The sequence below is a fragment of the Streptomyces sp. NPDC090045 genome (assembly GCF_044747975.1).
Lineage (GTDB): Bacteria > Actinomycetota > Actinomycetes > Streptomycetales > Streptomycetaceae > Streptomyces.
Genome location: NZ_JBIVFA010000016.1, coordinates 1 through 13128, shown reverse-complemented (window position 1 = coordinate 13128; position 13128 = coordinate 1). Strand labels below are relative to the sequence as shown.

Here is a 13128-nt window from a genome sequence, read left to right as displayed (position 1 = left end):
GCCCGGTCTAGGGGAGGTCGGCGTTGCCGCCGAGGTTGGCTACCAGGAGGCGGAGGGTGTTGATGGTGGCTGCGTACGTGGCGTCGTCGATGCCCTCGCGCATGCGGGCGTGGACCTTGGCGTTGCGGTCGTGCGCGCGCAGGCGGCCCGCTTCGCCGGCTTCGGTGAGGGTGAGGCGGTCGCCGGTCTCGGTGATCCAGCCACGGGCGGCGAGGTCGGCGTAAACGGCTTCGAAGTCGGTGTTCTGGTCGTCGAAGGGGGTCAGCTTCGCGGTGAGGGCGGCGCGGGTCCATGCACCGGGGGTGCCGGCCACGTGGTTGAGGGTCCACCAGTGGGGCTGGGTGAGGTGCTCCTCGGCGAGGGCGGCGCGGAGGCCGCCGATGACCAGATCGGCCGCCGCGCGGGTCCAGTAGCCGATGGGCTGGGCGGCGAGCCGCTCCTGGGGGTATTCCTTGATCGTCATGTGATGACCGTATGAGCTCAGGTTAGGTTGAGGTCAAGGTCGACGACGAAGTGGGGATCCTGTGATGAGTGAGAAGGCCCGGAAGCTGTTCGACGCGCTCGATCTGAACGAGGACGGTGAGCTGACCCGGGTGGAGGTGATCTCGGCTCTGCGGTCGAAGGGTCCGACGCTGGCCGCGCGTGGGGATCTGCCGTTCTGGGGCCTCGGGGACGCCGACGCGTCGTCGGCGCTGTTCGATGCGGCTGATGCGAACGGGGACGCGGTGCTGACGTTCGAGGAGTTCGCGGCTGTGGTGGACCGGCGCTTCGGCTGGTAGGGCCGGCTGCGGGTGACCGCGTCGGGCCGGTGGGAACTGCCCGACGCGGTGCGTGGCCGCGGCTGCCGCGGCGGGCGGGTTCAGCGGACCGCGTCGCCGATGTGGTGGACGCGGACGAGGTTGGTGGATCCGGTGACGCCGGGGGGTGAGCCGGCGGTGATGACGACGGTGTCGCCGGGTACGCAGCGGCCGATCCGCAGGAGTTCTTCCTCGACCTGGGCGACCATGGCGTCGGTGGAGTCGACGTGGGGGCCGAGGAAGGTTTCCACGCCCCAGGTGAGGTTGAGCTGGGAGCGGGTGGCGGGGTCGGGGGTGAAGGCGAGGAGCGGGATGGGTGAGCGGTAGCGGGAGAGCCGGCGGACGGTGTCCCCGCTCTGGGTGAAGGCGACGAGGAACTTGGCGTCGAGGAAGTCGCCCATTTCCGCGGCCGCGCGGGCGACGGCTCCGCCCTGGGTGCGGGGCTTGTTGCGGTCGGTCAGGGGCGGCAACCCCTTGGCGAGGATGTCCTCTTCGGCGGCTTCGACGATGCGGGACATGGTCCGCACGGTTTCGACGGGGTACTTTCCGACGCTGGTCTCGCCGGACAGCATGACGGCGTCGGTGCCGTCGATGACGGCGTTGGCGACGTCGGAGGCCTCGGCGCGGGTGGGCCGGGAGTTCTCGATCATCGAGTCGAGCATCTGGGTCGCGACGATGACGGGCTTGGCGTTGCGCTTGGCGAGCTTGACGGCCCGCTTCTGGACGATCGGGACCTGTTCCAGGGGCATTTCGACGCCGAGGTCGCCGCGGGCGACCATGATGCCGTCGAAGGCGGCGACGATGTCGTCGATGTTCTCGACGGCCTGGGGCTTTTCGATCTTGGCGATGACGGGGAGGCGGCGGTCTTCCTCGTCCATGATGCGGTGGACGTCTTCGATGTCGCGGCCGCTGCGGACGAAGGAGAGGGCGATGACGTCGGCGCCGATGCGCAGGGCCCAGCGGAGGTCTTCGATGTCCTTCTCGGAGAGGGCGGGGACGGAGACGGCCACGCCGGGGAGGTTGAGGCCCTTGTGGTCGGAGACCATGCCTCCTTCGACGACGCGGGTGTGGACGCGGGGGCCGTCGACGGCGGTGACTTCGAGGGTGACGCGGCCGTCGTCGACGAGGATGCGTTCGCCGGTGGTGACGTCGGTGGCGAGTCCCTTGTAGGTGGTGCCGCAGGTGTGGCGGTCGCCTTCGTGGTCTTCGACGGTGATGGTGAACTCGTCGCCGCGTTCAAGGAGTACGGGTCCTTCGTGGAAGCGGCCGAGACGGATCTTCGGGCCTTGAAGGTCGGCGAGGATACCGACGCTGCGGCCGGTCTCGTCGGAGGCCTTGCGTACGCGCTCGTAGCGCTCCTCGTGTTCGGCGTAGGTGCCGTGGCTGAGGTTGAGGCGGGCGATGTCCATTCCGGCCTCGACCAGGGCTTTGATCTGGTCGTATGAGTCGGTGGCGGGGCCCAGGGTACATACGATTTTCGCTCGGCGCATGAGGCGAGCGTATTCCCCTACCAGAGAGTAGGTAATCGCTTCCGGGTGTCCACTCAACAACCTTTGAGCAAAAGGTTGTTGACAACTGTTGAATGTGCATGGGGGTGCTCTGATGAGCACCCCCGGGGCGCCGATTTCGTCGTTTTTTCAGAGCTGCGGAGGGGTCATCGTGAACCGGGCGTTCACCTGGGCGTAGACGGTCTGGCGCTGCGGTTCGAGGTCGAGCGGCGGGGGGCCGGCGTCCTCGGCGGCGCTGAAGGCCATGGTGCGCATTCCGGCGCCGGGGGCGGCGGGGAACGGGTTGGCGTTCTCGGCGCCGAGGTCGGCGAGTTCGACGAGGGCGGCGAGGCGGGCGCCGAGGGCTTCGGCGTATTCGCGGGCGCGCTGGACGGCTTCGAGTACGGCTTGGCGGCGGGCCTGGCCGTGGGCGGGCGAGGTGGGGCGCAGGGCCCACCAGGGGCCGTCGACCTGGGTGAGTTCGAGGTCGGCGAGACGGGTGGTGAGTTCGCCGAGGGTGGTGAAGTCGCTGAGTTCGGCGGTGATGTGCACGCGGCCGTGGTAGGCGCGGATGCGTTCGGCGCGGCCGTGGCGGGTGAGTTCGGGGGTGATGGAGAAGGATCCGGTTTCGAGTTTTTCGACGGGGTCGCCGTAGCTCTTGATGAGGTCGAGGACCGTGTTGTTGCGCCGGGTGAGGTCTTCGAGGGCGGTGCGCCGGTCGGTGCCGCGGGCGCTGACGGTGATGCCGATGCGGGCGATCTCGGGGTCGACTTCGATGCGGGCTTCGCCGCGGACTGCGACGCGGGGTACTTCGGGGGTGCCGTAGGGCTGGTGCGATGCGTCCTGGGTCATGGATTCACTCTCGCACTGTCGCTCGTACGGGTGTGGTCATCGGATCGAAACCTGACGGGGGTGTTGCTGCTTGTTACCAGTGGGTCAGAATCTACGCGCGTTGTTCAGGCCTCAAAAGGGGAGATGGCATGGCGTTCGACCGCAGGACTTTTCTGGGGACCACGGCCGCGACAGGTGCGGCCGTTGCGTTGGCGGGGGCCACGAGCACCCCGGCCGCCGCACAGCAGCAGGAGGTGAAGGGCCGGGCGCCGCGGACGTACGCGTTCACGGTGATGGGCACGACCGACTTGCACGGGAACGTCTTCAACTGGGACTACTTCACGGACAAGGAGTTCGACGACAAGGCGCACAACGACGTCGGCCTGGCGAAGATCTCCACGCTGGTGAACCAGGTGCGGGCGGAGAAGGGGCGGCGCAACACGCTGCTGATCGATGCCGGTGACACGATCCAGGGCACGCAGTTGTCCTACTACTACGCCAAGGTGGACCCGATCACGGCCCGGCGCGGTCCGGTGCACCCGATGGCGCAGGCGATGAACGCGATCGGGTACGACGCGGCGGCGCTGGGGAACCACGAGTTCAACTACGGGATACCGGTGCTGCGCAAGTTCGAGGAGCAGTGCGACTTCCCGCTGCTGGGGGCGAACGCGCTGGATGCGAAGACGCTGCGGCCGGCGTTCCCGCCGTACAGCATGCACCGGCTGCGGACGCCCTGCGGGCGGGACGTGAAGGTGGCGGTGCTGGGGCTGACGAACCCGGGGATCGCGATCTGGGACAAGGCCAATGTGCAGGGGAAGATGACGTTCCCGGGGCTGGAGGAGCAGGCGGCGAAGTACGTGCCGAAGCTCCGTTCGATGGGCGCCGACGTGGTGATCGTGTCGGCGCACTCGGGGTCGAGCGGGACGTCCTCGTACGGGGACCAGCTGCCCCACATCGAGAACGCGGCCGGGCTGGTGGCGGAGCAGGTGCCGGGGATCGACGCGATCCTGGTGGGGCACGCGCACACTGAGATTCCCGAGTACCGGGTGAAGAACAGGGCGACCGGCAAGGACGTGGTGCTGTCGGAGCCGCTGAAGTGGGGGCAGCGGCTGACGCTGTTCGACTTCGAGCTGGTGTGGGAGAAGGGCCGCTGGTCGGTGGCGAAGGTCGCGGCGAAGGTGCTGAACTCCAACGCGGTCGCCGAGGACCCGAAGATCACGCGGCTGCTGTCGGACGAGCACCGCAAGGTCGTGGCGTACGTGAACCAGGTGATCGGTACGTCCACGCAGGCGATGTCGTCGGCGGAGGGGCCGGTCAAGGACGTGGCGATCATCGATCTGATCAACCACGTGCAGGCGGAGACGGTGAAGGCGGCGCTGGCGGGTACGGAGTGGGCGGCGCTTCCGGTGCTGTCGCAGGCTTCGTGCTTCTCGCGGACGGCGGCGATCCCGGCGGGGCAGGTGACGATCCGGGACGCGGCGGGCCTGTACCCGTTCGAGAACACGATGGAGGCGCGGCTGCTGACGGGTGCGCAGCTGAAGGAGTACCTGGAGTACTCGGCGCGGTACTTCGTGCGGACGGCGCCGGGTGACGCGGTGGATCCGGCGAAGCTGACGAACGCGGAGAGCATTCCCGACTACAACTACGACGCGGTGTACGGGCTGGCGTACGACATCGACATCGCGCAGCCGGCGGGTTCGCGGATCACGGGGCTGTCCTTCCAGGGGAAGGCGGTGGATCCGGCGGCGCAGTTCGTGTTCGCGGTGAACAACTACCGTGCCTCGGGCGGCGGGAACTTCCCGCACGTGCCGCAGGCGAAGCAGCTGTGGTCGAACTCGGACGAGATCCGCAACACGATCGTCCAGTGGGTGAAGGCGAAGGGGACGATCGACCCGGCGCAGTTCGCTTCGGTGGACTGGCGGCTGACGCGGGCCGGCGTGCCGGTGTTCTAGTCCGTTCGCGGGCGGTGCGGCCGGGACCTGGCGGGGCGGGGTCCCGGCCGCTGTGCGTGGGGGTGGGCCGCGGCCGTCGGGTGGGGGGGGTCAGCACTGCCAGAGGAGTGCCGCCCGGCCGCAGGGGGTGCAGGTGTGGACGTAGGCGCGGCCGGAGCCGAAGTTCATGGCGGTGACGGGGTCGGGGCCTTCCGTCAGCTCGGCGGCGAAGTCCATCGGCCGTGCGCAGGTGGGGCAGTCGGGTGTCTCGTCGTACTGGAGCCAGTCGGGGGTGCCGCCGAGCCGGCCCAGGACCGTCGCGGTGGCGGGTGCCGTGGGGGCGGGTACGGCGGCGCGGACGGCTCCGAGTCCGAGGAGGTCCTGGTCGGCCTCGTCGGGGGGCCGTACGGGTTCCAGGCGGTCGGCGGGAAGCAGCAGGGCGAGGTTGCCGCCTGCGGTGGGGCTCCATTGCTCGCACTGCCCGGGGCGGTTCGCGCACATGAAGAGGGCCAGTACGCCGGGGGTGGGGGCGGTGTGGCCGGGGAGGTCGCCGAGGTGGATCTGGGCGAGGAACTGCAGGGGTGCGGCGCATGAGGCGCAGGTCGGCCATGCGGTGCCGGCGGGGGCCAGGGGTGTGCCGCCGGTGCGGGTGACCGGGGCGTCCGGGGCGACCGGCCCGCCGTCGAGGAGGAGCGTCGTCATGCCGGGAATGTATGCGCAGGGGTGTGGCGGGCCGGGCGGTGGGGTCAGGGGTGGTCGACCAGCGGGAGCAGGTCGCCGGCGGGCCGGGGGCGGGTGTGTTCCCGCTGTTCGAGGCCGAAGGTGGTGAAGGCGGTCCGGGCGGGCTGGGGGTAGGGGTCCTTGCCGGTGAGGGTGTTGAGGATGGCGGCGCTGCGCCAGGCGGCGAGGCCGAGGTCGGGGGCTCCGACGCCGTGGGTGTGGCGTTCGCCGTTCTGGACGAAGATGCTGCCACTGACGGCGGGGTCGAGGATCATCCGGTAGCGGTCGTCGATGCGGGGGCGGCCGGCGGAGTCCTTGCGCAGGTAGGGGTCGAGGCCGGCGAGGAGGCCGCTGAGGGGACGCTCCTGGTAGCCGGTGGCGAGGACGACGGCGTCGGTGGTGAGGCGGGAGCGGGTGCCCTGCTCGACGTGTTCGAGGTGGAGTTCGACCTTGGTGGTGGCGACGCGGCCGGCGGTGCGGACGCTGACGCCGGGGGTGAGGACGGCGTCGGGCCAGCCGCCGTGGAGGGTGCGGCGGTAGAGCTCGGCGTGGATGGCGGCGATGGTGTCGGCGTCGATGCCCTTGTGGAGCTGCCATTGGGCGGGGACGAGCTGGTTGCGTACGGGTTCGGGGAGGGAGTGGAAGTAGCGGGTGTAGTCGGGGGTGAAGTGTTCGAGGCCTAGCTTCGAGTACTCCATGGGGGCGAAGGAGGGGGTCCGGGCGAGCCAGGTGAGGCGTTCGCGGCCGGCGGGGCGGGCGCGGAGGAGGTCGAGGAAGACCTCGGCGCCGGACTGGCCCGATCCGACGACGGTGACGTGGTCGGCGCCGAGGATGCGCCGGCGGTTGTCGAGGTAGTCGGCGGAGTGGATGACGGGGACGGTGGGGGCTTCGGCGAGGGGGCGCAGGGGTTCGGGGATGTAGGGGGCGGTGCCGATGCCGAGGGCGAGGTGGCGGGTGTAGGTGCGGCCGAGGGCTTCGGCTTCGCCGTCGGCGTCGAGTTGGGTGTAGTCGACTTCGAAGAGGTCGCGTTCGGGGTTCCAGCGGACGGCGTCGACCTGGTGGCCGAAGTGGAGGCCGGGGACGCGGCCGGCGACCCAGCGGCAGTAGGCGTCGTATTCGGCGCGGTGGATGTGGAACTGCTCGGCGAAGTAGAAGGGGAAGAGCCGTTCCTTGTGCCTGAGGTAGCTGAGGAAGCTCCAGGGGCTGGTGGGGTCGGCGAGGGTGACGAGGTCGGCGAGGAAGGGGACTTGGAGGGTGGCGCCTTCGATGAGGAGTCCCGGGTGCCAGCGGAAGTCGCGGCGCTGGTCGTAGAAGACGGTGGCGAGTTCGCCCGCGCCTTGTCGGGGCAGGCCGTGGGCGAGGGCCGCGAGGGACAGGTTGAAGGGGCCGATGCCGATTCCGACGAGGTCGTGGGGGGCATCGAGCTGGGCGGTCATCGGTGGGTGCTGCCTTCCAGGAGGGCGATGAGGGTGTCCAGGTCCCCCGCGGTGGTGTGCGGGTTCAGCAGGGTGGCTTTGAGCCACAGGCGGCCGTCGGCGTGGGTGCGGCCGAGGACGGCGCGGCCTTCGTGCAGGAGGGTGCGGCGCAGGGTGGCGAGCTGGTCGTCGTCGGCGTGGGTGGGCCGGAAGAGGACGGTGCTGATGGTGGGGGCCGCGTGGAGTTCGAAGCCTGGGTGGGCGTCGAGGAGTGCGGCGAGGTGCTGGGCGAGTGCGCAGGTGTGGTCGATGAGGCGGACGAGGCCGTCGCGGCCCAGTGAGCGCAGGGTGGTGGCGATCTTGAGGGCGTCGGGGCGCCGGGTGGTGCGCAGGGAGCGGCCGAGGAGGTCGGGCAGGCCCGCTTCGGTGTCGTCGGTGGCGTTGAGGTAGTCGGCCTGGTGGGCGAGGGGGGCGAGCAGGGCGCTGTCGGGGACGGCGAGGAGTCCTGCGGCGACGGGCTGCCAGCCGAGTTTGTGCAGGTCGATGGTGAGGGAGTGGGCGCGGCCGAGTCCGGCGACTTTGTCGCGGTGGCGGGGGCTGAGGGCGAGGAGGCCGCCGTACGCGGCGTCGATGTGGAGGTCGGCGCCGTACCGGTCGCAGAGGTCGGCGATGCGGTGGAGGGGGTCGACGAGTCCGGCGTCGGTGGTGCCGGCGGTGGCGGTGACGAGGGTGGGGCCGGGGGTGGCGGCGAGGGCTTCGGCGAGGCGGGCGGGGTCGAGGACGCCGGCGGGAGTGGGGAGTTCGGTGGCCGGGGGGAGGCCGAGGAGCCAGGCGGCGCGCGGGACGGAGTGGTGGGCGTTGGCTCCGTGGAGGACGGTCAGGGCGGGGCCGTGGCGTTCGCGGGCGAGGAGCAGGGCGAGCTGGTTGGCTTCGGTACCGCCGGTGGTGACGAGGGCGTCGGCGTGGGGGGTGTCGTAGAACTCGGCGGCGAGGGCGCGGGTGAGGAGGGCCTCGACGGCGGAGGCGGCGGGTGCCTGGTCCCAGGAGTCGAGGGAGGGGTTGAGGGCGCTGGCGGCGAGGTCGGCGGCGGCCGCGACGGCGAGCGGGGGGCAGTGTAGGTGGGCGGCGCAGAGGGGGTCGGCGGGGTCGGCGGCGCCGGCGGCGAGGGTGCGGACGAGGGTGCGGAGCGCCTCGTGGTCGCCGGTTCCGTGGGCGGGGAGTACGTCGCCGAGTGCGGCCCGGACGCGGGCGGCCTGGGCCTCCGGACCGCCGGCCGGCAGGGGCCCGCCGCGGTCCCGGGCTCCGTCGGCGAGGGCGTCGAGGACCGTGTCGAGGAGGGGCCGCAGGGCCGTGGGGCCGCCTGCTCCGCCGGCGAGCGGGGGCGGCGGGCCTGTGCCTGTGCCGGGCGGCGGGGTCATCGGGGTCCTCCGGGGCTGGGAGGGGTGCGGGGCGGGGCACCCTGCCCGTACAACGATCAGACCCGAATGGGGTAACCGCCGGGGTTTGTCCGGAGTTTCCGGTCGGTCCCCTGCGGGGCGGGGGCCGCTGCGCGGCGCCTTTCCCCACCCCGCCCCTTCCCGAACCGGTGGCTCCGCCCCCGGACCCCCGCTCCGCCGGCGGCGGGGGTGGTCAGGCGGTGCGGACGCGGAGGGCGCGGGCGAGGTCGTCCAGCTGGTCCACGAGTTTGCGGCGCAGGAGCGGGAGGATGTCCGGGTCGGCGAGGCAGGCGTGGCCGGCCTGGAGGTTGGCCTCGTCGATGGCGTAGGCGGGGAAGGCGTAGCGGCCGGCGGCTTCGCCGATGGCGGGGCCGCGGCGGGCGCCGAGGGCGACGGCCTCGGGGTAGTAGCGGGTGACGTACTCCTCGACGAGGTCGGCCTGTTCGGGCTGCCAGAAGCCCTGGGCGGTGGCGCTGAAGAGGTAGTTGGACAGGCTGTCGTCGTGGAAGAGCCGCTCCCAGGCGGCGGCCTTGGCCTCCGGCGTGGGGAGTGCGGCGCGGCAGCGGGCGGCGCCTTCCTGGCCGGTGGCGCTGGGGTCGGCGGCGAGGGCGGCGTCGATGTCGCCCTCCTCGACGGCGCCGAGGACGGCGAGGCGGGCGAGGATGCGCCAGCGCAGCTCGGGGTCGAGCGCGGGGCCGCCGGGGACGGTGCCGTCGGCGAGCCAGGCGGCGATGGTGTCGGGCTGGGTGGCGCTGTCGATGAGGACGCGTACGGCGCTGAGCCGCATGCCGGGCTCGGAGCCGTCCTCGGTGCGGCGCAGCAGGTCGCGGGCGGTGGTGGTGAGGGTGGCCAGGGCGGCGGTCCGGTCCTCGGGGGCCACGTAGCGCACCGCGACGTGGGTGCGGGCGAAGGAGAGGACGCCCTGGACGATGGCCAGGTCGCGTTCCTCGGGCAGGTGCGCTTCGGCGGTCGCCAGGTAGGCCTGCGGGTCCAGTTCGCCGTCGCGGACCATGTCGCGCAGGGCGTTCCAGACGACGGCGCGGGTGAGGGCGTCGGGGATGCCGGACAGGCCGCGCAGGACCGTTTCGAGGGAGGTCTCGTCGAGGCGGACCTTGGCGTAGGTGAAGTCCCCGTCGTTGAGCAGGAGCAGCGCGGGGCGGGCGCCGGTCACCGAGACGACCTCGTCGGAGGGGACGTCGAGGGTGAGCTGTTCGCGGGGCTCCAGGGTGCGGCCGTCGGCGGGGTCGCGGTCGTAGATGCCGACGGCGATGTGGTGCGGGCGGCTGCCGTGGCGGTCGACGGTGAGGGTCCAGCCGGCGGCTTCGTCGGCGCCGTGGGGGGCTTCCTCGATGCGCGGGGTGAGGGTGTCGATGCCGGTGGTGCGCAGCCAGATCTCGGCCCAGGCGCGGACGTCGCGTTCGGTGTGGGCGGCGAGGGAGTCGATGAAGTCGGCGAGGGAGGCGTTGGCGAACTTGTGGCGGGCGAAGTGGGTGTTGATGCCGGCCAGGAAGTCCTTCTCGCCGAGCCAGGCGACGAGCTGGCGCAGGGCGGAGGCGCCCTTGGCGTAGGAGATGCCGTCGAAGTTGAGGAGGGCGGAGGCGGTGTCGGGGACGTCGTCGGGGGCGGGGGCGACGGGGTGGGTGGAGGGCCGCTGGTCGGCGTCGTAGCCCCAGGGCTTGCGGGTGACGCCGAAGTCGGTCCAGGTGTCGGTGAAGCGGGTGGCTTCGGTGAGGGTCTGGTAGCCCATGTACTCGGCGAAGGACTCGTTGAGCCAGATGTCGTCGAACCAGGCGAGGGTGACGAGGTCGCCGAACCACATGTGGGCCATCTCGTGGGCGATGACCATGGCCCGGGACTGGCGCTCGGTGTCGGTGACGGCGGAGCGGTAGATGAACTCGTCGCGGAAGGTGACGAGTCCGGGGTTCTCCATGGCGCCGGCGTTGAACTCCGGTACGAAGGCCTGGTCGTAGGAGTCGAAGGGGTAGGGCTCGGTGAACTTCTCCTGGTACCGGTCGAAGCAGTCCTTGGTGACGGAGAGGATCTCCTCGGCGTCGGCGTCCATGTGGGGTGCGAGGGACTGGCGGCAGTGGATGCCGAAGGGCAGTCCGGCGTGTTCGGTCGTCACGCTGTGCCAGGGGCCGGCGGCTACGGCGGCGAGGTAGGTGGAGATGACGGGGGTCGGGGCGGAGGTCCAGGTGGCGGTGGCGGTGGCGTCGCCGGTGGGGGTGCCGGTGCCGGTGCGCGTGGTGATGCCGTTGGCGAGGACGGTCCAGTGGGCGGGGGCGGTGACGGTGAACTCGAAGACGGCCTTGAGGTCGGGCTGGTCGAAGGCCGGGAAGACGCGCTGGACGTCGTCCATGAACATCTGGCTGTAGACGTACGTTTCCCCGTCCGCGGGGTCGGTGAAGCGGTGCAGGCCCTCGCCGGTGCGGGAGTAGCGCATGCGGGTGTCGAGGTGCAGCTCGTGGGGGCCCTGGGTGAGGCCGGTGAGCGGGAGGCGGTTGTCTTCGAGGGCGGCCGGGTCGAGGGGACGGCCGTCGAGGGTGACGGAGCGCAGCTCCACCGGCTTCAGCTCGACGAAGGTGTCTCCGGCGGTGCGGGCGGTGAACCGGATGACGGTGGTCGAGTCGAAGGTTTCGTCGTCGTCGCCGGTGAGGTCGAGGGTGACGGCGTAGTGGTGGACGTCGAGGAGCCGGGCTCGGAGCTGCGCTTCGGTGCGCGTCAGTGCGGACATGGGGCCATGCTGCCCCAGCGGGGGGCGGAGGTCGGTCTTCCGTTTCCGTCTTGCGGTGCGGGGCCGCCGCGTTCGTCTGCCGGTGCGGGGCCGCCGCTTTCGTCTTGCGGTGCGCGGCCGCCGCGGCCGTCTTCCGTTGCGCGGCCGCCACTTCTGCCTTGCGGTGTGCCGCCGCCGCTTCCGTCTTCCGCTGCGCGGCCGCTGCTCCGAGCGGCTACTCCTCGCCCGCGGCGATCGTCTCGTGGTGGCGGATGACCTCGGCGATGATGAAGTTGAGGAGCTTCTCGGCGAAGGCGGGGTCGAGTTTGGCGTTCTCGGCGAGCTGGCGCAGCCGGGCGATCTGGCTGGCCTCGCGGCCCGGGTCGGCGGGCGGCAGCTGGTGCCGGGCCTTGAGGTGGCCGACCTGCTGGGTGCACTTGAAGCGTTCGGCGAGCATGTGGACCACGGCCGCGTCGATGTTGTCGATGCTGTCCCGCAGGCGGGCGAGTTCGGCGGTGACGCTCTCGTCGATGCCGCCGGCGGCGCCCTTGCCGGTGCCCGCGCCCGGGCCCGCGCCGTTGTCGAGGTCGCTGATGTTCATGGTTCCCGAGAATACGTGGCGGCGGCCGGTGAGTCTCCGGGCAGTCGGCCTGTGAGACGGGGGCGGGCAGTGGTGGGTCCTGGCGGCGCCTCCGGGGTGGTTCGGGTCGCGCTTGGCCAGCTGCCTTCCCTGACGACAAGTACTTGCCAATGTGGAAAGTAATCGCCATATTGGAAATCGACTGATGAGTGTTCGGACGAGGGGGAGTCATGCACGAGGCGACAGAGGCGTTGGGCCGGGCGGCCGGTATGGAGAAGGCGGCCCGGGCGCGGAGCGGCTGGTACGCGCGCTACCTGTGGGTGTTCGCCGCCGGGCAGCTGCTGCTCGTACCGGTGGCCGTGCTGGGGCGCGGTCCGGTCGCGGCGGCGGTGATGGGGGCGATCAACGTGCTGCTCGTGACCGGGCTCAGCGTGTACGCGGCGCGGCAGAGCGTCGTGCGCCGGGGCTTCGGTGTGAAGCACGGGGTGCTGGTCGGGTCGTGGGCGGCGGTCTTCGCCGTGATGGTCCTGCTCGGCACCACGGTGTTCGGCCGGAGCGTACCGTTCGCGGCGGGGGCCGCGCTGGCGTGTGCGCTGCCGCTCGCGCTCGGCGCGTGGACCGAGATGCGGCGTGCGGCATGACGGGCGGGGAGACCACGGGCGCGGCGGGGGCCGCGGGTCCGGACGGGGCGGCGGGTCCGGACGGGGCGGCGGAGGCGAAGCGGGCCGGCCATCCGCGGCACGACCTGGCGCCGCTGCTGAACGCGCCGGTACGGCTGTCGGTGGTGGCGGCGCTGGTTCCGCTGGACAAGGCGGAGTTCGGTTTCGTACGGGACCTGGTCGAGGTCACGGACTCGGCGCTGTCCAAGCAGGTCGCGGCGCTGGAGGAGGCGGGCTGGGTGGCGGTCCGCAAGGGCCGCGTGGGGCGTCGGCCGCGCACCTGGCTCTCGCTGACGCCTGAGGGCCGGGCCGTGTACGAGCGCCACCTGGCCGCGCTGCGGGCGATCGCGCTGGGCTAGGCCGTGGCCTGGGCGGCGGGCTTCGCCGGTGCGGCTGGCCTGGCCGGCCGGTTGGCTGCGCCGCTCGGGCGGGGTCGGCGGGGGCCGGTGTACGGGTTGGCTGCGCCGCTCGGGCCGGGCCGGGGCGGGCCAGCTGCGCTGGTGCGGCTTGGGCCGGGTGTGTTCCGGGGCGTCTCCTCGGGCGTCGAACGTGTCGGGGG

12 protein-coding genes are annotated in these 13128 nt (G+C 71.8%); 4 read left to right on the top strand and 8 right to left on the bottom strand.

From position 1 onward, the window contains the following. Positions 1 to 7: 7 nt before the first annotated feature. Entirely contained in the window at positions 8 to 463 is a 456-nt protein-coding gene (locus tag ACIPYQ_RS33055) for a MarR family transcriptional regulator (protein WP_401257781.1), read from the bottom strand. A gap of 64 nt (positions 464 to 527) precedes the next feature. Here ACIPYQ_RS33055 and ACIPYQ_RS33050 point away from each other — a divergent pair, with 64 nt between their 5' ends. After that, entirely contained in the window at positions 528 to 779 is a 252-nt protein-coding gene (locus tag ACIPYQ_RS33050; RefSeq protein ID WP_361762534.1) for an EF-hand domain-containing protein, read from the top strand. Positions 780 to 859: 80 nt separating this feature from the next. Here the strand turns inward: ACIPYQ_RS33050 and pyk are convergent, their stop codons facing one another. Together pyk and ACIPYQ_RS33040 are read right to left on the bottom strand one after the other, a co-directional pair. Further along, entirely contained in the window at positions 860 to 2287 is a 1428-nt protein-coding gene (gene pyk / locus ACIPYQ_RS33045) for a pyruvate kinase (protein ID WP_401257780.1), read from the bottom strand. A 147-nt stretch (positions 2288 to 2434) separates the two neighbouring features. Next, positions 2435 to 3136 carry an SIMPL domain-containing protein gene (locus ACIPYQ_RS33040; protein WP_327413409.1) on the bottom strand — a complete coding sequence of 234 codons (702 nt, stop codon included), beginning with the start codon at positions 3134 to 3136 and terminating at the stop codon, positions 2435 to 2437. A 128-nt stretch (positions 3137 to 3264) separates the two neighbouring features. On the opposite strand from ACIPYQ_RS33040, the gene ACIPYQ_RS33035 reads away from it, so the two are divergent. Beyond that, entirely contained in the window at positions 3265 to 5067 is a 1803-nt protein-coding gene (locus tag ACIPYQ_RS33035) for a 5'-nucleotidase C-terminal domain-containing protein (protein WP_361762540.1), read from the top strand. A 90-nt stretch (positions 5068 to 5157) separates the two neighbouring features. Here the strand turns inward: ACIPYQ_RS33035 and ACIPYQ_RS33030 are convergent, their stop codons facing one another. From ACIPYQ_RS33030 to ACIPYQ_RS33010, 5 genes are all read right to left on the bottom strand, one after another. After that, the gene (locus tag ACIPYQ_RS33030) at positions 5158 to 5748 is read right to left on the bottom strand and encodes a DUF1963 domain-containing protein (RefSeq protein ID WP_401257779.1); all 591 of its coding nucleotides are present in this window, start codon (positions 5746 to 5748) and stop codon (positions 5158 to 5160) included. Between the two features lie 44 nt (positions 5749 to 5792). Further along, a complete protein-coding gene (locus ACIPYQ_RS33025) occupies positions 5793 to 7202 on the bottom strand; it encodes a SidA/IucD/PvdA family monooxygenase (protein WP_361762546.1) in 1410 nt (469 codons plus the stop codon). Beyond that, a complete protein-coding gene (locus ACIPYQ_RS33020) occupies positions 7199 to 8599 on the bottom strand; it encodes a pyridoxal phosphate-dependent decarboxylase family protein (protein WP_401257778.1) in 1401 nt (466 codons plus the stop codon). Before ACIPYQ_RS33020 ends, ACIPYQ_RS33025 begins: the two co-directional genes overlap by 4 nt. A 211-nt stretch (positions 8600 to 8810) precedes the next feature. Beyond that, entirely contained in the window at positions 8811 to 11351 is a 2541-nt protein-coding gene (pepN, locus tag ACIPYQ_RS33015) for an aminopeptidase N (RefSeq protein WP_401257777.1), read from the bottom strand. Between the two features lie 214 nt (positions 11352 to 11565). Further along, a complete protein-coding gene (locus ACIPYQ_RS33010; protein WP_234323432.1) occupies positions 11566 to 11931 on the bottom strand; it encodes a chorismate mutase in 366 nt (121 codons plus the stop codon). A 209-nt stretch (positions 11932 to 12140) separates the two neighbouring features. Here ACIPYQ_RS33010 and ACIPYQ_RS33005 point away from each other — a divergent pair, with 209 nt between their 5' ends. After that, a complete protein-coding gene (locus tag ACIPYQ_RS33005) occupies positions 12141 to 12551 on the top strand; it encodes a hypothetical protein (RefSeq protein ID WP_401257776.1) in 411 nt (136 codons plus the stop codon). Continuing rightward, positions 12548 to 12928 (top strand): winged helix-turn-helix domain-containing protein, encoded by a 381-nt coding sequence (locus ACIPYQ_RS33000; RefSeq protein ID WP_401257775.1) that lies wholly within the window; start codon positions 12548 to 12550, stop codon positions 12926 to 12928. The genes ACIPYQ_RS33005 and ACIPYQ_RS33000 overlap by 4 nt, the downstream gene beginning before the upstream one ends. Positions 12929 to 13128: the final 200 nt, after the last annotated feature.